Raw genomic sequence first — 22155 nt, forward strand, 5'->3', positions numbered from 1 at the left:
ATGCCCTTGTTTGAGGTTACGCGCCAGGCTGCATCGATATAATGTCGAGCGGGGATTCGTCCACGATCGAATTCGTTTCAACGGAAGATTGCGTGGATCAGGAGCTACCGCAGCACGAGAAGATCAGGTTCAGGCGTGACGAGATCACCGACCTGGGAACCTTTCCGTCCGCGTGCCGCGTCCCGCCGCTCGGCCAGGCGTCGATCGGTCGCGGCGTTCGTTTGATGGCGCGGCTGTTTGCCGGCCTCGTCGCCCTTGTGCTGCTGGCTGCGGCCGGTGTCTATGCGATCGGCGTGTCCGGTTTCGGCTCGGAGCGGCTTCGCGCGGAAGCCGAGACGGCAATCGAGAAATTGGCCGGCTTCGATGTCGATGTTGCCGTCGGGCCGGCCCGGCTGACGCTTGACGGGTCGAGCTTCATTGCGCTGCAGGTCAGCGACGTCAGCCTCAAGACCGCCGACGGCAAACCGATGGCCGATGCCGGCCGGGTCCGCTTCGGCATCCGGCTCATCCCGCTGCTTTCGGGCGAGGTGCGGCTCACCAGCGCCCGGATTTCCGACGCGCACATCGTCATGGCGGCAATGCCGTCCGGCGGCGACTGGACGGCCGGGCTGCGCAACCAGGACGGTCTCATCGATCCGGAAAAACTTTCCGTCGCCGTCTTCGCCAACGTCAACCGCGCGCTCGATGCGGTGCGCGAGGATTCGGTGCGCCAGATCGATCTGCGCAACGTCGAGCTGGTACTGCCCGAGACCGGATCGGTCAAGTCGGTCACCATCGCCGACGCCTCCGTGTCGCAGTCGGGACCGGGAAGCATGGAGTTTTCATCCGACGCGGATGTCGACGGCAGGGCGCTCACCATCGCCGCTTCCGCCACCCGCGATCCGGCGACGCGACGCATCACCACGCTGGACGCCAGCATCCAGGCGGCCGACGCCGACACTGCGGCTGCAGGTGGCAAATTGGGCGCAATCGCCTTGAAGCTGGCGGGGTCGGAAGCGGCCGGCGACAACGGCTCGCGGCTGACCGCTGCCCTGTCGCTGACCGGATCGGTGCTCGATCTCGGTTCGCGCGGCCTGCTTCCGGCCGACGTCGATCTCGATGCAACGCTCGTCGCCGGTTCGAACAAGATCCAGGTCGACGGATTGCTGGTGAAGACCGGCCGCTCGACCTTCGATTTTGCCGGTTCGATCGGGCCGAAGCCGGCGACCGGCACAGCGGGCGAGGAGCCATCCTATCGCTACGACCTGACCAGCGACGGTTCGACCTTGGCGCCGTCGGATTCGCCGGAACCGGCGCTCAGCTTCATTGCCCGTATTGCCGGCATCTACCAGCCGACGAGCCAAAAGCTGGTCGCCGAGCAGATCGGCGTCCGGTCCGGACCGGGCAGGGAAGTGCTGGGCACGGCTTCGGTTTCATTCGTCGCCAACCAGGCGCCGGGCATTTCGGTGGCGCTCAATGTCCACGACATGCCGGTCTCGCACGTCAAGCAATTATGGCCGTGGTTTTCGGCGCGCAATGCCAGGCTGTGGGTGCTTAAGAACCTGTTCGGCGGCCGCGTCGTCGATGGCAGCCTGCAATTCCAGGTCGTACCCGGACGGCTCGGCAACGGCGTGCCGCTTTCCGCCGATGAAGTCTTCGGCCGATTCCAGGTTGAAGGATCGCGCTTCGACACGGCCGGCCGTATTCCGCCGATCCGCGATGCCGTCGGCGTCGTCGGCTTCCACGGCAACGACGTCGACGTCGCGCTGTCCTCGGGCAGCGTCTATATGCCGAGCGGCCGTACCGTGGCGGCAAGCAACGGCACGCTCACCGTCAAGGCGGCGAACCATCCGCCGGTGATCGGCGCGCTCGACATCGATGTCGCCGGCGAGGCGCCGGCGATCGCCGAACTGGCATCTTATGACCCGATCAACGCCATGCGCCATGTCGGCCTGCTGCCGGACGACCTGTCCGGCACGGTGACCGGCCACGTCAAGGCCGATATTCCGCTGCAGTCCGGCGTCGACTCCTCCAAACTCGATTGGCTGGTGGCGCTCGACTACAAGGACCTGTCGCTGGCCAAGCCGTTCGAGGGCCAGACGGTCAGCCATGCCGACGGCTCGATCACCGTCGCACCCGACCGGGCGGTGATCTCGGCCAAGGCGCTGCTCAACGGCATTCCGGCCGAGCTCGACCTGATCGAGCCGCTCAGGGATGGCGGCCCGCCGCGCAGTCGTAAAGTAGCGCTGGTGCTCGACGACAAGACCCGCGCCACCGCCATGCCTGGCCTGTCGACGCTGCTTTCCGGAACCATCAAGGTGGCGATCGACAAGAGCGGCACCGGCAACCAGAACGTGTCGGCCGACCTGACCAATGCCAGGCTGGACATTCCCTGGGCCGGCTGGAGCAAGGGCCCCGGCATCCCCGCCAAGGTCACCTTCGCCATGGCGAAGACCGGCGACACCACGACGCTGTCCAATTTCGAACTCGACGGCAAGACCTTCTCCATCGACGGCAGCGCGGTGCTGGTCAACGGCGCCTTGTCCTCGGCCCGGTTCAGCAAGGTCACGTTGAACAGGGGCGACGACGTCGCCGTCTCGGTGAAGCGGTCGGGCAAGGCCTATGCGGTCGAGGTTAGCGGCAGCGCGCTGGACGCACGCTCGCTGATCAAGCAATTCACGTCCGACGTCGACACCGCCACCAAGACCACCGGCGTCGATACGATCTCGGTCAGCGCCGACGTCAGTTCCCTGACCGGCTTCCATGACGAGGTGCTATCGAATCTGAAGCTCGACTACAGCGCCGCCGGCTCCAGGGTGAACGGGCTCAAGGTGAGCGCCACGGCAGATTCGGGAGCCGCTATCACCATCAGCAATACGACCGGCGGCGGCCTGCGCGCGCTCAACATGAAGTCGGCCGATGCCGGTGCCATACTGCGCTTCCTCAACATCTACGAGCACATGGAAGGCGGCTCGATCACGCTGGCACTCACCGGGGCCGGCGACGGGCCGATGAAAGGCCAGGTCGACGCCAAGAACTTCTTTATCGTCAACGAGCCGAAGCTCGCCTCGATCGTGTCGACGACGCCGGCTGGCGACAGCCGTAGCCTCAACGAGGCGGTCAAAGGCAATCTCGACACGTCGAGGGTGAAGTTCGAGCGCGGTTTCAGCGAAATCGAGAAGGGCAGCGGCTATCTGAAGCTGCGCAACGGCGTGCTGCGCGGCTCGCGCATCGGCACCACCTTCCAGGGCACGCTCTACGACCAGAACAACAATATGGACATCACCGGCACGTTCATGCCGGCCTACGGCGTAAACCGCATCTTCGGCGAACTGCCGCTGATCGGCGCGCTGCTCGGCAACGGCCGCGACCGCGGCCTGATCGGCGTCACCTACAGGCTCAAGGGCAACGCCAACAAGCCCAACCTGGAGGTAAATCCGCTATCCGTGATCGCGCCCGGGATATTCCGGTCGATCTTCGAGTATCGTTGAGGCGGCCAGGGTAGGCGGGCAGGGTAGGCGGGTGGACACCGACGCTCTGTAGTGATCCTTCGCGCCCCCCTCTGTCCTGCCGGCACCAACGGTTGCGCGTCAAACCGGCCGCACCAGAACGTGCTTCTTCTTGCCGAGCGACAGCTTTGNAGGCGGGCAGGGTAGGCGGGTGGACACCGACGCTCTGTAGTGATCCTTCGCGCCCCCCTCTGTCCTGCCGGACATCTCCCCCACAAGTGGGGAGATTGGCAGCTTCCACGCTGCGCTCTTCCTGCAACGTTGTAGATTGGCGAAAGCCGGCGCGAAAGCCGATCTCCCCCCTTGTGGGGGAGATGTCCGGCAGGACAGAGGGGGGCGCTGTCCCGCCGGCACCAACGGTTGCGCGTCAAACCGGCCGCACCAGAACGTGCTTCTTCTTGCCGAGCGACAGCTTTGCGACATTTTCCAGGCCCATATCCTGCAGCGTCACCATCCTGCGATCGTCGGCAACGAGCTGGTCGTTGAGGCGCACGGCGCCGCCCTGGATATGCCGCCGCGCCTCGCCGTTTGACCCAGCCAGCCCGGCGGTGACGAACAGCGACAATATTCCGACGCCGGCTTCGAGCTCGGCCCTGCCCACCTCGACGGTCGGCAGTGTTTCGGCGAGCGCGCCTTCCTCAAATGTCTTGCGCGCCGTTTCGCTGGCCTCCTCCGCCGCCTCGCGGCCATGCAGCATGGCGGTGATTTCGGTGGCGAGGATCTTCTTGGCCTCGTTGATCTCCGAGCCGCCGAGCCGTTCGAGGCGCGCGACCTCGGCGAGCGGCAAGGTCGTGTAGAGCTTCAGGAAACGGCCGACATCGGCATCCTCGGTATTGCGCCAATATTGCCAGAACTCGTACGGGCTCAACATCTCCGCATCGAGCCAGACCGCGCCCGAGGCCGACTTGCCCATCTTGGCGCCGGACGAAGTGGTGAGCAGCGGCGTCGTCAGCGCATAAAGCTGCGCGCCTTCCATGCGGTGGCCGAGATCGATGCCGTTGACGATGTTACCCCACTGGTCGGAGCCGCCCATCTGCAGCCGGCAGCCGAGGCGCTTGTAGAGCTCCACGAAATCGTAGGCCTGCAAGATCATGTAGTTGAATTCGAGGAACGACAGCGACTGCTCGCGGTCCAGCCGGAGCTTGACCGAATCGAAGGCCAGCATGCGGTTGACCGAAAAATGCCTGCCGACATCGCGCAGGAAATTGACGTAGTTGATATCCATCAGCCAGTCGGCATTGTTGATCATGACGGCGTCGTTGGGGCCGCTGCCGAATTTGAGGTAGGGCATGAAGTTGCGGCGGATGCCGGCCAGATTGTCCTCGATGTCCTGCGGCGTCAAAAGCTTGCGCGCCTCGTCCTTGAACGACGGATCGCCGATCATTGAGGTGCCGCCGCCCATCAAAGCGATCGGCCGGTGGCCGGTCTGCTGCAGCCAGTAAAGCATCATGATCTGGATCAGCGACCCGGCATGCAGGCTCCTGGCGGTCGCGTCGAAGCCGATATAGGCGCTCACCGTTTCCGTGGCGAAAAGCTGGTCGAGGGCGGCATCGTCCGAGGTCTGGTGGATGAAACCGCGCTCGCTCATCGTGCGCAGGAAATCGGATTTGAAGGCGGACATTTTTCTTTCCTGAAAGGCTTCCGGCCGAACGTGGCTCGGCTATGCATGAAGGCGGGCGTTTAGCACTCAAGCGCGATCAGCAAAAGTGGAATCCGGTTATAGCGCGCCCTCTTCCCTTCTCGCCCTGTGGGAGAAGGTGGATTGGCGCGCAGCGCCAAGACGGTTGAGGGGTGCTGGACAGAGCGCGGTGGTGCCAAGCTGGAGCACCCCTCATCCGTCGCCTTCGGCGCACTTTCTCACAAGGGAAGAAGGGAGAGCCGCGCGTCGCGAGACAAGCGGCTCTCCCCGGAACGGGTAACGTGAGAGGCCATCCAAACCTGAAGCGATCATCCTTCACTTCCGGCGCGCCTGCTTGCGTCCTCGTTTCGGCTGGCGTAATGAGGCGCCGCACCAGCGGGCCTCATCCGCTGGACCGCGCGGCATCGATCGAATGCCATATCCTGTGACAGAGTCGAGATGCCGGAGATATCCATCGTCATTCCTTGCCGGAACGAGGCGGCGAACCTGCCGCTTCTGCTCGACGAGATCGGCGCTGCCATGGCTGGGCGCGACTTCGAGGTCATCGTCGTCGACGATGGCTCGACCGACGACACGCCTTCGGTCCTTGCCGCTCAGGCAGCGCTTCGCGCGTTTCCGCTGCGCCACCTCAGGCATGCGAAATCCGCCGGCCAGTCGCTCTCGGTACGCTCGGGCGCCTGGGCAGCGCGCGGCGATATCGTCGCCACCATCGACGGCGACGGCCAGAACGACCCCGGCTATATCCCAGTGTTGATCGACGCGCTCCGGCAGGCTGGTCCCGACGTCGGAGCTGCGCAGGGACAGCGTCTGAAGCGCCGCGACAGCAAGATCAAGCAGCTGGCGTCGCGTTTCGCCAACGGGCTGAGAAAGGCCATCCTGCACGATGAGACGCGGGATACCGGCTGCGGCCTCAAGGCGATCCACACCGACATTTTGAGGAAATTGCCGTTCTTCGACGGCACCCACCGCTTTGTTCCGGCGCTGGTCATCCAGGAGGGCTACCGCGTCGTTCATTGCGACGTCGTCGACCGCTCCCGCCGTCACGGCAAATCGAACTACGGCATCTTCGATCGCGGCCTGCAGGGCGTGCTCGATCTTGCCGGTGTCTGGTGGCTGCGCCGCAGGCGCCGCAGAATGCCCAAAGTAGAGGAAATCACGCATGGGTAACGTGCTTCAGGAATTGGCGACCTGGCTTCACGATGTTTTCGTCAAGCAATTCGATGCCTGGGTACTGCTCGGCTTCGTCGCCCAGTTCTTCTTCACCATGCGGTTTCTGGTGCAGTGGGTGGCGTCGGAAAAGGCGAAGCGCAGTGTCGTGCCGATCGCCTTCTGGTTCTTTTCGCTGTTCGGCGGCGGCCTGCTGCTGGTCTATGCCATCCAGCGTCAGGATCCGGTGTTCATCGCCGGCCAGGCCATGGGCCTGTTGATCTATATCCGCAATCTCTGGCTGATCGCCAACGAGCGCAAGGCGGCGATGACGAAGGTCGATTGAGCCCGCTTCCGGCCCTAAACCGGTCGAGCAAGCAATCCAGATTACTTGCTGTCCAGCCCGCCGTAGGATCTTACCAGCCGGACCATGTCGGCCGAACTGGCAGCTTCGCTCTCGAGCCCCTCGGCGACACCGATGCGGTCGGCGGCCGGCCGGTTCTGGCTGACTTTCCATTTGCCGTTGATTTCGGTGATCGCGATTTCCAGGCCGACAATGCCCTTGATCTGCGACTGGATGAAGGGTGGTGGCGCGTCGGTCACCGCCCACGGCGTCGCGCGATTGCCCTCCTGCGACATTGTCAGATCGGAAATCTGCTCAGCCAGCCAATCCTGGTCCTCGACCACCGTAACGATGCCGCGCACCTGGACGATGGCGTAGTTCCAGGTCGGTACCACCTTGCCGGTTTCGCGCTTGGTCTCGTACCAGGACGGCGTCACATAGGCGTCCGCGCCCTGGAAGACGACCAGCACGGGCGACAGGGGATTGTCGGCCAAAAGCCGCCATTGCGGATTGGCCCTGGCTAGATGGGCGCGTAGCCTGCCGTTCGGCGGCACTTCCTCGTTGAGCAGGGAGGGGGCGTCGAGCAGGANCGAGCAGGAAGGGAATCGCGTTGGCGACCGGCCCCTCGGCGCCATTCGAGACCAGCAGGCCAAGCGGATGCGCCCGGATTAGCCCGTGCAGGACATCCTGCCGGGTTTCCTGGAAATGAGGCGGCTGGTACATCGTCGTTCCCGATTATCTCAGCCGCTTCGGCCGTGGGTCGGACAGTTCCCCGGCCAGCCGGCGATCGAGATAGTCCGCGCATTCCTCGATCAGAAGCTCGGCATGGTTGGCAAAGAAATGGTTGGCGCCGGGCAAGGTCTTCTGGGTGATGGTGATGCCCTTTTGCGTGTGCAGTTTGTCGACCAGGCCCTGTACGTCCTTGGGCGGCGCGACCTTGTCGGCGTCGCCATGGATGATCAGGCCGGACGACGGGCATGGCGCCAGGAACGAGAAATCATAGGTATTGGGCTGCGGCGCGATCGAGATGAAGCCTTCGATCTCGGGCCGGCGCATCAAGAGCTGCATGCCGATCCACGAGCCGAACGAATAGCCGGCGACCCAGCAGCTCTTGGAATCTGGATGCAGCGACTGCACCCAGTCGAGCGCCGCGGCGGCGTCAGACAACTCGCCGGTGCCGTGGTCGAATTCGCCCTGACTGCGGCCGATACCGCGAAAATTGAAGCGCAGCGTGGTGAAATTGCGCTTCTGGAACATGTAGAAGAGGTCGTAGACGATCTTGTTGTTCATCGTGCCGCCGAACTGGGGGTGCGGGTGCAGGACGATGGCAATCGGCGCGCTCTTTTCCTTCGAGGGCTGATAGCGACCCTCCAGGCGGCCGGCCGGACCGGTGAAAATGACCTCAGGCATGAAATACTCCACTTGGCATAAACTGCGCGGCGCCCGGAACAACTCTTCCTCTGGCCCCAGTCTTCCATAGGCCCCAGTCTTCCCTAGGCCTTGACGCAGGGCGAGCGTCTTTCTAGAAGCTAGTTTAGAATTGTTCAAAACTGGGCGGCCAAAAAATTGTGGCTCGGCCACCCGCGCCGCAAGCCGCGTAAATAGGACGTCTTGCCTTGCAATTTCAAGGAAATAACGCGCTATCTTCGCGAAACGGCTTTTGAAGGGACCAGTTGGACGGAAATGGCCGGAGCACGCGCCTATCTCGACTACAACGCCAGCGCGCCGCTGCTTGCCTCGGCGCGCGCGGCCGTGGTCGCTGCGCTCGACGTCGCCGCCAACCCGTCCTCGGTCCATGCCGAGGGCCGCGCTGCACGGCGGCTGATCGAGGATGCTAGGCGCGACCTGGCACGACTGGTCAGCGCCAAAGCAGAGCATGTCGTGTTCACCTCCGGCGCTACGGAAGCGGCCTCGACGCTGCTGACGCCGGACTGGCATATGGGGCGCGGCGCCATCCGCATGAGCCGGCTTTACGTGTCCGAGGCCGATCATCCTTGCCTGCTGAATGGCGGGCGCTTCCCGGCCGCGCAGCTGACGCGGATCGGCGTCGACGCCGATGGCATCGTCAGGTTCGACGCCTTGGCGGCAGCGCTCGGTGCGCATGACAAGGCCGACGGCTTGCCGCTGGTAGCCATCCACGCCGCCAACAACGAGACCGGCGTGATCCAGCCAGTTGGCCGCATTGCTGAAATCGTCAAGGCGGCGGGTGGCATCCTGGTGGTCGATGCCGTGCAGGCGGCCGGCCGCATTCCGCTCGATATGTCAACGGGTTACGCCGATTATCTGATTCTCTCCTCGCACAAGATCGGCGGCCCCAAGGGCGTCGGCGCCATTGTCGCGGCGTCGGACTTGATGATGCCGAAGCCGCTGGTCAGCGGCGGCGGCCAGGAAAAGGGCCATCGCGGCGGCACCGAAAACCTGGCGGCGATTGCCGGGTTTGGCGCGGCGGCGCGTGAGGCGCTTGCCGGCTTGCAAACGATCGATGCGGTGCGGCAACGTCGCGACGAAATCGAGGCGATCGTGAAAACGCTGGTTCCGGATGCCGAATTCTTCGGGACCGGCGCGCCAAGGCTTGCCAACACCACATTCTTCGCTATTGCCGGCATCAAGGCCGAGACGGCGCAGATCGCCTTCGACTTGGCCGGTGTGGCGCTGTCGGCCGGATCGGCCTGTTCATCGGGCAAGGTCGGGCCTAGTCACGTGCTGAAGGCCATGGGTTATGGCGACAGCCTTGGCGCGTTGCGCGTGTCGATCGGTCACGCGACCGGCGCTGAAGACATCGAGCTGTTCCGTTCGGCGCTGGCGACGATCGTCGCGCGGCGGGCAAACAGGGAAAAGGCCGCCTGAGCGCGGCAACGTGACATTTGGGCCTTACGGCCTGGTAGAGCCGTGCGTTCGCATTTGGCCGGGTGAATTTCCGGCATGAACGCACTATATGAAACTTACGCCACTTCGGGTGCCCAGGGGTGCTCGCTTGCGGTGCCATAGTTTGAAAACTGCCGGGCCTTGACCCCGGCGTGGATGGAGAACGCTGATGCCTGCTGTGCAGGAGACGATCGATCGAGTTCGAAAGATCGATGTCGACCAGTATAAATACGGATTCCAGACCGAAATCGCGATGGACAAGGCCCCCAAGGGCCTGAGCGAAGACATTATCCGCTTCATTTCGGCGAAGAAGGACGAGCCGTCCTGGATGCTGGAATGGCGCCTGGAAGCCTATCGCCGCTGGCTGACGCTGGACGAGCCGAAATGGGCGCGCGTCCACTATCCCAAGATCGATTTTCAGGACCTCTACTATTACGCGGCGCCCAAGAGCACGCCCGGACCGACCTCGCTCAGCGACGTCGATCCCGAACTGCTGAAGGTCTACGAGAAGCTCGGCATTCCGCTCAGGGAACAGGAGATCCTCGCCGGCGTGCAGAAGACCGATGCCTCGGAGCTCGAAGAAGCCAGCGACAATGTCTACAAGTCGGGCCGTGTCGCTGTCGACGCGGTGTTCGATTCGGTCTCCGTCGTCACCACCTTCAAGAAGGAGCTGGCGCAGGCCGGCGTCATCTTCTGCTCGATCTCGGAAGCGATCCGCGAGCATCCGGAACTGGTCAAGAAATATCTCGGCTCGGTCGTGCCGACCTCCGACAATTTCTACGCGACGCTGAATTCGGCCGTGTTCACCGACGGCTCCTTCGTCTTCGTGCCCAAGGGCGTGCGCTGCCCGATGGAATTGTCGACCTATTTCCGCATGAACGAGAAGAACACCGGCCAGTTCGAGCGCACGCTGATCATCGCCGAGGAGGGGGCTTACGTCTCCTATCTCGAAGGCTGCACGGCGCCGCAGCGCGACGAGAACCAGCTTCATGCGGCGGTGGTCGAACTGATCGCGCTCGACGATGCCGAGATCAAATATTCGACGGTGCAGAACTGGTATCCCGGCGACGCCGAGGGCAAGGGCGGCATCTATAATTTCGTCACCAAGCGCGGCGACTGCCGCGGCCATCGCTCGAAGATTTCGTGGACGCAAGTCGAGACCGGCTCGGCCATCACCTGGAAATATCCGAGCTGCATCCTGCGCGGCGACGATTCCAGCGGCGAGTTCTATTCGATCGCGGTCTCCAACGGCTATCAGCAGGTCGACAGCGGCACCAAGATGATCCATCTCGGCAAGAACACGTCCAGCCGCATCATCTCCAAGGGCATTGCCGCCGGCTTTTCGCAGAACACCTATCGCGGCCAGGTCTCGGCCCACCGCAAGGCGACCAACGCCCGCAACTTCACCAACTGCGATTCACTGCTGATCGGCGACCAGTGCGGCGCGCACACCGTGCCCTACATGGAAGCCAAGAATTCGACGGCGCAGTTCGAGCATGAGGCGACCACCTCGAAGATTTCCGACGACCAGAAGTTCTACGTCATGCAGCGCGGCATCCCGGAAGAAGAGGCGATCGCGCTGATCGTCAACGGCTTCGTCAAGGACGTCATCCAGCAGCTGCCGATGGAATTCGCGGTCGAGGCGCAGAAGCTGATCGGCATCAGCCTCGAGGGCTCGGTCGGCTGACCGGATAAGAATTTTCAGGAAAAAGAAAAAATGCTTGAGATAAAAAACCTGCACGCCCGCATCGTCGATGACGGCACCGAGATCATCCGCGGCCTGAACCTGACGGTCAGGGCCGGCGAGGTTGCTGCTATCATGGGTCCCAACGGCTCGGGAAAGTCAACGCTGTCCTATATCCTCGCCGGCCGCGAGGACTATGAGGTCACCGAGGGCGATATCCTCTATGACGGCCAGTCGATCCTCGAAATGGATCCGGCCGAGCGCGCAACCGCCGGCATCTTCCTCGCCTTCCAGTATCCGATGGAGATACCGGGCGTGGCGACGATGGAATTTTTGAAAGTGGCGATGAACGAGCAGCGCAAGGCGCGCGGCGAGGAACCGCTGAAGATCCCGGAATTCCTCAAGCGCGTGAAGGAAGCGGCCGCCTCGCTCAACATGGATATGGCGATGCTGAAGCGGCCGCTCAATGTCGGTTTTTCCGGCGGCGAGAAGAAGCGCGCCGAGATCCTGCAGATGAAGCTGCTCGAGCCGAAACTGTGCGTCCTCGACGAGACCGATTCCGGCCTCGACATCGATGCGCTGAAGATCGTCGCGGACGGCGTCAACACGCTGCGCTCGCCGGACCGGGCCATCGTTGTCATCACCCACTACCAGCGCCTGCTCCAATACATCGTGCCGGATACGGTGCACGTGCTCTACAGAGGCCAGGTGATCAAGTCGGGCGACAAGTCGCTGGCGCTCGACCTCGAGGCCAATGGCTATGCCGGCGTGATCGGGCAAGCCGCGTGAGATGCCAGCAGGCCCGGAAGGCAAGCCAAACAAGGCGATACTGATGAACATGCACACGACACCCCAGCGAACATTGGCCGAAACGGCGCTGATCGACGCCTTTGGCGAGCGGCTGTCGCTGCTGCCCGGCGACGGCGCGGTGATGCTGAAGCGCGACGACGCCATCGAGGCGATCAAGGGCGGCCTGCCGACGCGGCGCATCGAATCCTGGCATTATACGGACCTGCGCCGGCTGCTGACCTCGGTGCCGGACTTCGATCCGGCAGCGGTCGCGAAAGCCATTGCGCCGATCGTCGAAGACTCCTCGGTTTTGCCGGTCCTGAACGGGGTTTCGAGCGCGAAACTGCCCGATATCGAAGGCGTCGCCGTACAGCGCCTGTCGGAGAAGCTGACCGACGGCAGCATCGCGCCGGGGTTGGATCCCTATGGCACCGATGACGCGATCGGCGCGCTGAACACCGCCTTTGTCGCCGACGGCTATTTCGTCGACATCGCCGACGGTGCCGAACTGGAAAAGCCGCTTGAGCTGCAGAATTTGCAGGCCGGTGGACAGACGCATGTACGCCTGGCCGTCCGCGTCGGTGCCGGCGCCAAGGCTGTCATCGTCGAGCGCCAGGCGGGCGAGGGGGCGGCGCTGGTCAGCTCGGTCAGCCAGCTTGTGCTTGGCGAGGGCGCCGAAGTGACATGGCTCATCGTGCAGGAGCAGCCGGATACGGCAACACATCTCGCCCAGTTCAAGGCGCATCTCGGCAAGAATTCGAAACTGACGCTGTTCGTCATGAATGCCGGCGGCAAGCTGGTGCGCCAGGAGGTCGTCGTGAGGACGACCGGCGAGGGCGCCGACTTCACACTGCGCGGCATCAATCTTTTGGCCGGCGACACCCATACCGACGTCACCATGGTGCTCGACCATGGCGTGCCGCACACCGCCTCGACCGAAGTCATCCGCAACGTGGTGACCGGCAAGGCGCGCGGCGTCTTCCAGGGTCGCATCAACGTCCACCAATATGCGCAGAAGACCAACGCCAAGATGGCCTGCAACACGCTGCTGTTGTCGGACGACGGTGAGTTTTCGACCAAGCCGGAGCTTGAAATCTTCGCCGACGACGTCGTTTGCGGCCATGGCGCGACCGTCACCGAGATCGACCACAGCCATCTGTTCTACCTGATGGCGCGCGGCATCGACGAGAAGACCGCGCGCGGCCTGCTGGTCAAGGCCTTCGTCGCCGAAGTGATCGAGGAACTGGACGACGAGGCCATCGTCGAGGCGCTGGAACGACGGCTCGACGATTGGTTTTTGACGCACGGGTAGAGCGCTTCTTCCTTCTCCCCTTGTGGGAGAAGGTGGCCGAGCGAAGCTCGGTCGGATGAGGGGTGCTGGACGGAATGAGGCGATGCCTCAAGAGAGCTTGTGATGGACCAGAAAGTCGAAAACATTCCCTACGACGTCGAGGCGATCCGCCGCGACTTCCCGATCCTGTCGCGGCAAGTCTACGGCAAACCGCTGGTCTATCTCGACAATGGCGCCTCGGCGCAGAAGCCGCAGGCTGTGCTCGACGCCATCCAGCACGCCTATTCCCAGGAATACGCCAACGTCCATCGCGGCCTGCATTTCCTGTCGAACGCCGCGACCGACGCCTATGAGAACGCGCGCAAGATAGTACAGAGATTTCTCAACGCGCCGAGCACCGACAACATCGTCTTCACCTCGAACACCACGGCGGCGATCAACACCGTCGCCTATGGCTTCGGCATGCCCAATATCGGCGAAGGCGACGAGATCGTGCTGTCGATCATGGAGCACCACTCCAACATCGTGCCGTGGCATTTCATCCGCGAGCGGCAGGGCGCAAAACTGGTTTGGGTGCCGGTCGACGATCTCGGCGTCTTCCACATCGAGGAATTCGAAAAACGGCTGACCGACCGCACCAAGCTGGTTGCCATTACCCATATGTCAAATGCGCTGGGCACGGTCACGCCGATCAAGGAGATCGTGCGCATTGCGCACGCCCGCGGCATTCCGGTGCTGGTCGACGGCAGCCAGAGCGCCGTGCATATGCCGATCGACGTGCAGGATCTCGACTGCGATTTCTTCGTCTTCACCGGCCACAAGGTCTATGGCCCGTCGGGCATCGGCGTGCTCTACGGCAAGAAGGATATTCTGGAGCGGATGCGCCCGTTCATGGGCGGCGGCGAAATGATCGAGGAGGTGACGCAAGACATCGTCACCTACAACGACCCGCCGCACCGTTTCGAGGCCGGCACGCCGCCGATCGTCCAGGCGATCGGGCTGGGTGCGGCGCTGGAATACATGGAAAAGATCGGACGCGAGCGCATCGCCGCCTATGAGGCCGATCTGAAGGACTATGCGCATGAAAAACTGCGCGCCATCAACTCGCTGCGCATCTTCGGCGATGCGCCTGGCAAGGGCGCCATCATCTCGTTCGAGCTGCAGGGCATCCACGCGCATGATGTGTCGATGGTCATCGACCGGCAAGGCGTGGCCGTCCGCGCCGGCACGCATTGCGCCCAGCCGCTGTTGAAACGCTTCGGCGTAACATCCACATGCAGGGCATCGATCGGCATGTACAATACCAGGGCCGAAGTCGATGCTTTGGCCGATGCGCTGGAAAAGGCGCGAAAGTTCTTCGGGTGACGACCATGGATGATGCCAGCCACACCGCCGAGACCAATTCGGAAACGACGACCAATGCGGCGGTTTCCGGATCGACAATCCCCGCCGACGAATTGGCGCGGCTGACAGACGACATCGTCTCGGCGCTGAAGACGGTCTATGACCCCGAAATCCCGGCCGACATCTACGAGCTCGGCCTCGTCTACAAGATCGACATCGAGGACGACCGCTCGGTCAAGATCGACATGACGCTGACCGCGCCGGGCTGCCCGGTGGCCGGTGAAATGCCGGGCTGGGTCGAAAACGCCGTCGGCGCCGTCGAAGGCGTTTCCGGCGTCGAGGTCAACATGACCTTCGACCCGCCTTGGTCGCCCGACCGCATGTCGGAAGAGGCACAGGTAGCGGTGGGGTGGTACTAGCATCCGACCAGCCAAAGGCTGGCGCACTTGCGCCGGGTACAAAACTTCACCATTTTAGGTGAGGAATCATTCGGCAGACCTTGAACCTGCGCGCAATGGAGAAGGAAAGAATGGGACGCTTTGCCGTCATCACGATGACCGAAAAGGCTGCCGACCGGGTGCGCGAGATCGTCGCGACCCGTGAGAATGCGCATGGCATTCGCCTCGGCATCAAGAAGGGCGGCTGCGCCGGCATGGAATATACGGTCGACCTGGTGACCGAGCCCAACACTAAGGACGATCATATCGAGCGCGACGGCGCCCACGTCTATGTCGCGCCTGAGGCAGCGCTTTTCCTGTTCGGCACCGAGATGGATTTCGAGCAGACGACGCTGCGCACCGGCTTCACCTTCCGCAACCCGAACCAGAGCTCGGCCTGCGGCTGCGGCGAATCGGTCGAATTGAAGCCTGCCGATCTGAAGGCACTGGCCGAGGCGCGCGCTTCGGCCTAAGGCTTTTCCTTCGCCGTTCCCGGCGGCAATCGCATACGGGGAGGCCCCCTCATCCGGCCCTTCGGGCCACCTTCTCCCCGATGGGAGAAGAGGCTGGCGCCAGCGCTGGCGACTTCCTCTCCCCTCGGGGAGAGGTCGGATTGCCCCGAATTGCCCTTCGCAATTCGGTTGGCAATCCGGGTGAGGGGGCACTTGCCCATATGCGCCCTGCCTCCATTGGGCGAGGAACCAGGTTCTGCAATGTCTGGCCCGCTACGCGCTTGTATNCCCGAGGGGAGAAGAGATCGCCAACGCTGGTGCCCGCCTCCTCTCCCCTCGGGGAGAGGTCGGATTGCCCCGAATTGCCCTTCGCAATTCGGTTGGCAATCCGGGTGAGGGGGCGCTTGCCCATACGCGATAGCGAACGGGGAGAAGAAACGCTAATCCACCCACATCCCGGTTCGTTTGTGCCAGTCGGCGATCGACTCTTCCGGGTAGACATCGAAGACCTTGTCGCCCTTGCCGATATCGGGCTCGACCCAGTTCGCCTTGTATTTCAGCATCAGATGCACCTTCTCCGGCGGCTTCGGCAGGTTTGTGTCGATTGCCGAGGCAAACGGATGCACCAGCTCCGGCCAGGTTGGATCGTAGAGCCAGAGTGCCGTCCCGCATTTCGTGCAGAAGTTCCGTTCGCCCGTCGAGATCTCGCGTTGCGGGTGCTCGTCGTCCTCGATCTCGGCCCGGTAGACGCCGAGGTGGCGCTTGCCCTCGATTTTCAGCGTCTCGTAATCGGCGCCGAGATTGATGGCGAAACCGCCGCCGCCCTGCTGCTTGCGGCAGATCGAGCAGTAGCACAGCATGAACGGCACCGGCGTGTGGCTTTCCACCTCGAAACGCACGGCATTGCACCGGCAGGACCCTTTGAGCAGAAGCGGCATGAAAAACTCCGATGAAACTGATTCTGAACTTGTCAGGATGGTGCCGGTAGCGGCGATGACAAGGGGAAATCCCGGTGACATGATCGCGCCATGGACAACGAGCGCATAGAAGAGCTTTTCGAAGGCCTCGGCCCGGTCAGCATCCGCAAGCTGTTCGGCGGCAAGGGCATCTATTTCGATGGCGTCATCGTCGCCATTGTCATCCGTGGCGAATTGATGCTGAAGGCCGACGCCGAAAGCGCCCCGGATTTCGAAGCGGCCGGCTGCCGGCAATGGACCTATACCGGCTCGCGCCACGGAAAGCTGGTGTCGATGCCCTATTGGAGCGTTCCCGACAGCGCTTTCGACGACCCCGACGAGATGGCGATCTGGGCGCGCCGCGCCTACGAGGCAGGACGGCGCGCCGGCAAATAGGCTGCGTCATGCTTCGGCAATTCTGGGCCGCATTTCACGCCAGGTCCCGCGCCTCGGGCACGAGCGCCAGCGCCTCGGCAAAGCCGGCACCGCTGAAGGCCGCAACAGTATCGGCGCTCTCGACGGCGAGCATAGATACGGCAACGCCTTCGCGCAGTGCCGCGCGCAGCGTCAGGCCGCGCAGCCGGGCGGCGATCGTGGCACCTGCCAGCGCGTCGCCGGCGCCGCTCATATCCGCCCGCTTGTGTATCGGCGGTGGCAGGATCGAAAATGCGCCGGTTTCGTCGAAACCGAGCACTGGATCATCGCCGGCGGTCACCACGCCGCTTTTCAGACCGGCGCGTCTCAGGCCGTCGACGATGCCTTGATCATCAGCATCGATGTCGACGCCGGCGAGCACGCCGGCCTCGTGCCGGTTCATGAAGGCGAGTGCCAGAAGGTTAAGCACCGGCGTCAGCCGCGCCGCTTTGCTGGGCGAGACGGCAAGCGCAAACACCGGCTTGCCGGCGGCGAGAGCAGCCAGCCGCTCCACCGCGGAAGACGGCAGGTTGGCGTCGCACAACACCGCGTCGGCTGAATCGATCGCTTCGCGCACCTTGGCGCGGCGGATCTGCTTGGGAAGCGCCAGCTCGTAGAGCACCATGTCGGCAAGGCCGGCGATCAGCCTGCCGTCGCTATCGACCAGCATCGTATGGCTTGGCGTCGCGCGGTCGAGGAACACCGCCGACAAATCGGCAATGCCGGCCTCGGTGACGGCGCGTAAAACCGTGTCGCCCGGGGCATCGCCGCCGCGCACCGAAAGCAGCGAGGCCGAGACGCCGCGCCGCACCGCACAGCGCAAGGCGTTGAAGGCGGCGCCGCCGACATGCTCGCGCATCGTGCCGGGGTTGGAAGCGGCCGGCACGAAGGCGCCGGCAACCCGGCCGCGCCGCTCGATATAGGCGCCACCCACGGCCAGGATCGTCGGGGATTTCATCATGCCGGCAAAATGCCCTTTGCTGTTGCCCGGGAGGAGACTAGGTCGCCGGGCGGAACCCTGCAATCGCGGGAGCGATTCGGATGGTGACGGCAACGGCGCCGCATGCGAGGCGGGATACGTCCGGAAGCAAAATTGCGAAACAAAAATAGAACAAATATGGATATCAGTTATTTTTCAAACCCTTGGGGCTCATTGACAAATGAGAACAAACGAGGTACATTCTTTTAAGGATTGCGGGATTGTCCGGCCTCCATTGACGACCACGGGGTGATGTATCATGGCTCAGAATTCTTTGCGGCTTGTAGAGGACAAAGCGGTGGACAAATCAAAGGCTCTGGATGCGGCGCTGTCGCAAATCGAGCGTGCCTTCGGCAAGGGTTCGATCATGCGGCTCGGCGCGAACGAGCAGGTCGTCGAGATCGAAACGGTGCCGACCGGCTCGCTTGGGTTGGACATCGCGCTTGGCGTCGGCGGCCTGCCGCGCGGCCGCATCGTCGAGATCTACGGACCGGAAAGCTCGGGCAAGACGACGCTGGCGCTGCACACGGTGGCCGAAGCCCAGAAGAAGGGCGGCATCTGCGCCTTTGTCGATGCCGAGCATGCGCTCGATCCGGTCTATGCCCGCAAGCTCGGCGTCGATCTCGAAAACCTGCTGATCTCGCAGCCCGATACCGGCGAACAGGCGCTGGAGATCTGCGACACGCTGGTGCGCTCCGGCGCCATCGACGTGCTGGTGGTCGATTCGGTGGCGGCGCTGACGCCGCGGGCCGAAATCGAAGGCGAGATGGGCGATTCGCTGCCCGGCCTGCAGGCCCGCCTGATGAGCCAGGCACTGCGCAAGCTCACCGCCTCGATCTCGCGCTCCAACACCATGGTCATCTTCATCAACCAGATCCGCATGAAGATCGGCGTCATGTTTGGTTCGCCCGAGACGACGACCGGCGGCAACGCGCTGAAATTCTATGCCTCGGTCCGCCTCGACATCCGCCGCATCGGCTCGGTCAAGGATCGCGACGAGGTCGTCGGCAACCAGACCCGCGTCAAGGTCGTCAAGAACAAGCTGGCGCCGCCCTTCAAGGTGGTCGAGTTCGACATCATGTATGGCGAGGGCGTCTCCAAGACCGGCGAGCTGGTCGATCTCGGCGTCAAGGCTGGCGTGGTCGAAAAGTCGGGCGCCTGGTTCTCCTATAATTCGCAGCGTCTCGGCCAGGGCCGCGAAAACGCAAAACTGTTCCTGCGCGACAATCCCGACACGGCGCGCGAGATCGAATTGGCGCTGAGGCAGAATGCCGGATTGATCGCCGAGAAATTCCTTGAGAACGGCGGCTCCGAAAGCAGCGACGACGGTTTCGAGGACGACGCCGGGGCGATGTAGGAAAAGCGACGCCTCCCGGAGCGTCAGCCAGGTTTGGATTTGATGTTTTGATTTTGAGTTTGCGTAATCGGTACATTTTGAACCGCCGGCCCCGTGCCGGCGGTTGGCGTTTGACGGCGAGTCAGACGCATTTCAAAGCGCCGGTGAAAGCCGGGATTTGAGCCCATTTGGTGTTTCTGGACAGGCTGCGGTGCGACCGCTAAAAGGCCATGTCTATTTTCCGCCGGCAGCCGGCGGTTCTCTCGAAAAGGCAGTATACATGAGTGGCGTCAACGAGATCCGGTCGGCATTTCTCGACTATTTTCGCAAGGAAGGTCACGAGGTCGTCGCGTCGAGCCCGCTGGTGCCGCGCAACGACCCGACGCTGATGTTCACCAATGCCGGCATGGTGCAGTTCAAGAACGTTTTCACCGGTCTGGAGAAGCGGCCCTATTCGCGTGCGACGACTGCCCAGAAGAGTGTTCGTGCCGGCGGCAAGCACAACGACCTCGACAATGTCGGCTACACCGCGCGACACCTGACCTTCTTCGAGATGCTCGGCAATTTCTCCTTCGGCGATTATTTCAAGGAGCGCGCCATAGAGCTTGCCTGGAACCTGATCACCAGGGAGTTCGGGCTGAAGAAGGACAAGCTGCTGGTCACCGTCTATCACAACGACGACGAGGCCGCCTCCTACTGGAAGAAGATCGCCGGTCTTTCCGACGATCGCATCATCCGCATCGCGACCTCGGACAATTTCTGGGCAATGGGCGACACCGGACCGTGCGGGCCGTGTTCGGAGATATTCATCGACCGTGGCGAGCACATCTGGGGTGGCCCTCCCGGCAGTCCCGAGGAGGATGGCGACCGTTTCCTCGAATTCTGGAACCTGGTGTTCATGCAGTATGAACAGGTGACGAAGGACGAGCGCGTCGACCTGCCGCGTCCGTCGATCGACACGGGCATGGGCCTCGAGCGCATGGCCTCCATCCTGCAAGGGGTTGAAAGCGTCTTCGAGACCGACCTGTTCCGCCACCTGATCGACGCTGCGTCGTCGGCGCTTGGCCGCGGTCCGGATGCGGACACCGTCGCATCGTTCCGCGTCATCGCCGACCACTTGCGTTCGTCCTGCTTCCTGGTCGCCGACGGTGTGCTGCCGTCCAACGAAGGGCGGGGCTACGTGCTTCGTCGCATCATGCGCCGCGCCATGCGCCACGCGCAGTTGCTCGGCTCGAATGAGCCGCTGATGTGGAAGCTGGTGCCGGCGCTGGTCCGCGAGATGAGCCAAGCCTACCCGGAACTGGTGCGCGGCGAGCAGATGATCACCGAGACGCTGAAGCTTGAGGAAACTCGTTTCCGCAAGACGCTGGTGCGAGGCTTGGGCTTGCTTTCGGAGGCGACGGAAAAGTTGGTCTCCGGCGACATGCTGGATGGCGAGACAGCGTTCAAGCTCTACGACACCTATGGCTTTCCGCTCGATCTGACGCAGGACGCGCTGCGCCAGCGCAACATCTCGGTCAACCTTGCCGGCTTCACCGAGGCGATGGAGCGGCAGAAGACGGAGGCGCGCAAAAGCTGGGCTGGTTCCGGTGAGGCCGCAACCGAAACGGTATGGTTCGCGGTGCGTGAGGAGAACGGCGCCACCGAATTCCTGGGCTATGAGACCGAGCAGGCGGAAGGCCTCGTCCAGGCGCTGGTCAGGGACGGCAAGACCGTCGACAGTGCCGGCAAAGGCGACGCCGTTGCCGTGGTTGTCAACCAGACGCCGTTCTATGGCGAGTCCGGTGGCCAGATGGGCGATACCGGCGTCATTTCAGGCGACGGGTTCTCGATCGAGATATCCGATACGCAGAAGAAGGCCGATGGGCTTTTCGTCCATGTCGGCAAGGTGGCCAACGGTACGGTCAAGACGGGCGCGACCGTCGAGCTGAGGGTGGACCACGCGCGCCGCTCCAGGCTGCGCGCGAACCATTCCGCCACGCATCTGATCCATGAGGCGCTGCGCGAGGTGCTGGGTACCCATGTGGCGCAGAAGGGCTCACTGGTCGCGCCCGAGCGTCTGCGCTTCGACATCTCCCACAACAAGCCGATCTCGCCGGACGAGCTCGAAGAGGTCGAGCGCATGGCAAACGAAATCGTCGTTCAGAATAGCCCTGTAACCACGCGCCTGATGTCGGTCGACGACGCCATTGCCGAAGGCGCCATGGCGCTGTTTGGCGAGAAATATGGCGATGAAGTGCGCGTCGTTTCGATGGGCACGGGCCTGCATGGCGCCAAGGCCAACCGGCCCTATTCGGTCGAGCTATGCGGCGGCACCCATGTCAGGGCGACCGGCGATATCGGCCTGGTGCGCATCGTGTCCGACAGCGCGGTCGCTGCCGGCGTGCGCCGCATCGAGGCGTTGACCGGCGAGGCGGCCAGAAAGCATCTCGACGAGCAGGACAAGCGGCTGAAGGCGGCCGCCGCCGCGCTGAAGATTTCGCCGGCCGATGTGCCGGCCCGCGTCGAGGCACTGCTCGACGAGCGCAAGAAGCTCGAAAAGGAGCTGACCGAGGCGCGCAAGAAACTGGCGCTCGGCGATCGCTCGCCAGCCGGTGTGCCTGCGGAAAACGAAACGATTGCCGGTGTCGGTTTTCTCGGCAAGGCGGTATCGGGCGTCTCGCCAAAGGATTTGAAGCCGCTGGCCGATGCCGGCAAGAAGTCGCTCGGCTCCGGCGTCGTCGTCTTTGTCGGCGCCGGCGAGGACAACAAGGCGAGCGTCGTCGTCGCGGTCACCGATGATCTGACCGGCCGCTTCAGCGCAATCGATCTGGTGCGCGTCGCGTCCGCGGCATTGGGCGGGCAGGGCGGCGGCGGTCGACCCGATATGGCCCAGGCCGGCGGCCCGGACGGCTCGAAGGCCGAAGACGCGATCGCTGCGGTGAAAGCGGCTCTCGAGACGGCGTGAACCTGCACCGGGGGCGGGCACGGCCGAAATGGCGCGCCGCCCAGC

General features: G+C 63.3%; 17 protein-coding genes and 1 pseudogene. 13 read left to right on the forward strand and 5 right to left on the reverse strand.

What is annotated here, in order from left to right; genetic code table 11:
- Window positions 1-92 precede the first annotated feature (92 nt).
- Window positions 93-3470 (forward strand): DUF3971 domain-containing protein, encoded by a 3378-nt coding sequence (locus X760_RS45180; RefSeq protein ID WP_023717352.1) that lies wholly within the window; start codon window positions 93-95, stop codon window positions 3468-3470.
- Between the two features lie 385 nt (window positions 3471-3855).
- Here the strand turns inward: X760_RS45180 and tyrS are convergent, their stop codons facing one another.
- On the reverse strand, window positions 3856-5109 hold the full coding sequence (tyrS, locus tag X760_RS45185) for a tyrosine--tRNA ligase (RefSeq protein ID WP_023717353.1): 1254 nt from the start codon (window positions 5107-5109) through the stop codon (window positions 3856-3858).
- 456 nt (window positions 5110-5565) lie between these two features.
- Between tyrS and X760_RS45190 the strand changes: the two genes are divergently transcribed.
- Window positions 5566-6294 carry a glycosyltransferase family 2 protein gene (locus X760_RS45190; RefSeq protein ID WP_031193510.1) on the forward strand — a complete coding sequence of 243 codons (729 nt, stop codon included), beginning with the start codon at window positions 5566-5568 and terminating at the stop codon, window positions 6292-6294.
- Entirely contained in the window at window positions 6287-6619 is a 333-nt protein-coding gene (locus X760_RS45195; protein WP_023717355.1) for a lipid-A-disaccharide synthase N-terminal domain-containing protein, read from the forward strand. The genes X760_RS45190 and X760_RS45195 overlap by 8 nt, the downstream gene beginning before the upstream one ends.
- 41 nt (window positions 6620-6660) lie before the next feature.
- Here the strand turns inward: X760_RS45195 and X760_RS45200 are convergent.
- A pseudogene (locus X760_RS45200) lies at window positions 6661-7339 on the reverse strand (FMN-binding negative transcriptional regulator).
- Window positions 7340-7351: 12 nt separating this feature from the next.
- Window positions 7352-8026: an alpha/beta hydrolase gene (locus tag X760_RS45205; RefSeq protein ID WP_023717356.1), complete on the reverse strand. Its 675-nt coding sequence runs from the start codon at window positions 8024-8026 to the stop codon at window positions 7352-7354.
- A gap of 273 nt (window positions 8027-8299) precedes the next feature.
- Here X760_RS45205 and X760_RS45210 point away from each other — a divergent pair, with 273 nt between their 5' ends.
- From X760_RS45210 to sufA, 7 genes are all read left to right on the forward strand, one after another.
- Window positions 8300-9463 carry a cysteine desulfurase family protein gene (locus X760_RS45210; RefSeq protein WP_023717357.1) on the forward strand — a complete coding sequence of 388 codons (1164 nt, stop codon included), beginning with the start codon at window positions 8300-8302 and terminating at the stop codon, window positions 9461-9463.
- A 187-nt stretch (window positions 9464-9650) separates the two neighbouring features.
- On the forward strand, window positions 9651-11168 hold the full coding sequence (gene sufB, locus X760_RS45215; protein WP_023717358.1) for a Fe-S cluster assembly protein SufB: 1518 nt from the start codon (window positions 9651-9653) through the stop codon (window positions 11166-11168).
- Window positions 11169-11198: 30 nt separating this feature from the next.
- On the forward strand, window positions 11199-11954 hold the full coding sequence (gene sufC, locus X760_RS45220) for a Fe-S cluster assembly ATPase SufC (RefSeq protein ID WP_023717359.1): 756 nt from the start codon (window positions 11199-11201) through the stop codon (window positions 11952-11954).
- 43 nt (window positions 11955-11997) lie between these two features.
- Complete coding sequence (sufD, locus tag X760_RS45225) at window positions 11998-13266, forward strand: Fe-S cluster assembly protein SufD (RefSeq protein WP_023717360.1); 1269 nt, start codon at window positions 11998-12000, stop codon at window positions 13264-13266.
- Window positions 13267-13368: 102 nt separating this feature from the next.
- The gene (locus tag X760_RS45230) at window positions 13369-14610 is read left to right on the forward strand and encodes a cysteine desulfurase (protein ID WP_023717361.1); all 1242 of its coding nucleotides are present in this window, start codon (window positions 13369-13371) and stop codon (window positions 14608-14610) included.
- Window positions 14611-14615: 5 nt separating this feature from the next.
- Window positions 14616-15008: an SUF system Fe-S cluster assembly protein gene (locus X760_RS45235; protein ID WP_023717362.1), complete on the forward strand. Its 393-nt coding sequence runs from the start codon at window positions 14616-14618 to the stop codon at window positions 15006-15008.
- 110 nt (window positions 15009-15118) lie between these two features.
- Complete coding sequence (sufA, locus tag X760_RS45240; protein WP_006206001.1) at window positions 15119-15499, forward strand: Fe-S cluster assembly scaffold SufA; 381 nt, start codon at window positions 15119-15121, stop codon at window positions 15497-15499.
- 419 nt (window positions 15500-15918) lie between these two features.
- Here sufA and X760_RS45245 read toward each other — a convergent pair whose 3' ends face one another.
- Window positions 15919-16416, reverse strand: a complete 498-nt coding sequence (locus X760_RS45245; RefSeq protein ID WP_023717363.1) for a GFA family protein — start codon at window positions 16414-16416, stop codon at window positions 15919-15921.
- 90 nt (window positions 16417-16506) lie between these two features.
- Between X760_RS45245 and X760_RS45250 the strand changes: the two genes are divergently transcribed.
- Window positions 16507-16830 (forward strand): TfoX/Sxy family protein, encoded by a 324-nt coding sequence (locus X760_RS45250; protein ID WP_023717364.1) that lies wholly within the window; start codon window positions 16507-16509, stop codon window positions 16828-16830.
- A 34-nt stretch (window positions 16831-16864) separates the two neighbouring features.
- On the opposite strand, the gene X760_RS45255 is transcribed toward X760_RS45250, so the two are convergent.
- Complete coding sequence (locus X760_RS45255) at window positions 16865-17809, reverse strand: carbohydrate kinase family protein (RefSeq protein WP_023717365.1); 945 nt, start codon at window positions 17807-17809, stop codon at window positions 16865-16867.
- A gap of 277 nt (window positions 17810-18086) precedes the next feature.
- Between X760_RS45255 and recA the strand changes: the two genes are divergently transcribed.
- Window positions 18087-19184, forward strand: coding sequence for a recombinase RecA (recA, locus tag X760_RS45260; RefSeq protein ID WP_023717366.1), 1098 nt, complete (start codon window positions 18087-18089; stop codon window positions 19182-19184).
- Between the two features lie 259 nt (window positions 19185-19443).
- Window positions 19444-22110: an alanine--tRNA ligase gene (gene alaS / locus X760_RS45265; RefSeq protein WP_023717367.1), complete on the forward strand. Its 2667-nt coding sequence runs from the start codon at window positions 19444-19446 to the stop codon at window positions 22108-22110.
- Window positions 22111-22155 lie beyond the last annotated feature (45 nt).

It is taken from the genome of Mesorhizobium sp. LSHC420B00, from assembly GCF_000503055.1.
GTDB lineage: Bacteria > Pseudomonadota > Alphaproteobacteria > Rhizobiales > Rhizobiaceae > Mesorhizobium.

Excerpts from the sequence above, each read along its gene's own strand:
- X760_RS45245 (WP_023717363.1), bottom strand. The coding sequence starts at position 16,416 with ATGCCGCTTCTGCTCAAAGGGTCCTGCCGGTGCAATGCCGTGCGTTTC.
- X760_RS45235 (WP_023717362.1), top strand. The coding sequence starts at position 14,616 with ATGGATGATGCCAGCCACACCGCCGAGACCAATTCGGAAACGACGACC.
- X760_RS45255 (WP_023717365.1), bottom strand. The coding sequence starts at position 17,809 with ATGATGAAATCCCCGACGATCCTGGCCGTGGGTGGCGCCTATATCGAG.
- X760_RS45190 (WP_031193510.1), top strand. The coding sequence starts at position 5,566 with ATGCCGGAGATATCCATCGTCATTCCTTGCCGGAACGAGGCGGCGAAC.
- X760_RS45205 (WP_023717356.1), bottom strand. The coding sequence starts at position 8,026 with ATGCCTGAGGTCATTTTCACCGGTCCGGCCGGCCGCCTGGAGGGTCGC.
- sufB (WP_023717358.1), top strand. The coding sequence starts at position 9,651 with ATGCCTGCTGTGCAGGAGACGATCGATCGAGTTCGAAAGATCGATGTC.
- X760_RS45250 (WP_023717364.1), top strand. The coding sequence starts at position 16,507 with ATGGACAACGAGCGCATAGAAGAGCTTTTCGAAGGCCTCGGCCCGGTC.
- sufC (WP_023717359.1), top strand. The coding sequence starts at position 11,199 with ATGCTTGAGATAAAAAACCTGCACGCCCGCATCGTCGATGACGGCACC.
- X760_RS45210 (WP_023717357.1), top strand. The coding sequence starts at position 8,300 with ATGGCCGGAGCACGCGCCTATCTCGACTACAACGCCAGCGCGCCGCTG.
- alaS (WP_023717367.1), top strand. The coding sequence starts at position 19,444 with ATGAGTGGCGTCAACGAGATCCGGTCGGCATTTCTCGACTATTTTCGC.
- recA (WP_023717366.1), top strand. The coding sequence starts at position 18,087 with ATGGCTCAGAATTCTTTGCGGCTTGTAGAGGACAAAGCGGTGGACAAA.
- X760_RS45195 (WP_023717355.1), top strand. The coding sequence starts at position 6,287 with ATGGGTAACGTGCTTCAGGAATTGGCGACCTGGCTTCACGATGTTTTC.
- tyrS (WP_023717353.1), bottom strand. The coding sequence starts at position 5,109 with ATGTCCGCCTTCAAATCCGATTTCCTGCGCACGATGAGCGAGCGCGGT.
- X760_RS45230 (WP_023717361.1), top strand. The coding sequence starts at position 13,369 with ATGGACCAGAAAGTCGAAAACATTCCCTACGACGTCGAGGCGATCCGC.
- sufA (WP_006206001.1), top strand. The coding sequence starts at position 15,119 with ATGGGACGCTTTGCCGTCATCACGATGACCGAAAAGGCTGCCGACCGG.
- sufD (WP_023717360.1), top strand. The coding sequence starts at position 11,998 with ATGAACATGCACACGACACCCCAGCGAACATTGGCCGAAACGGCGCTG.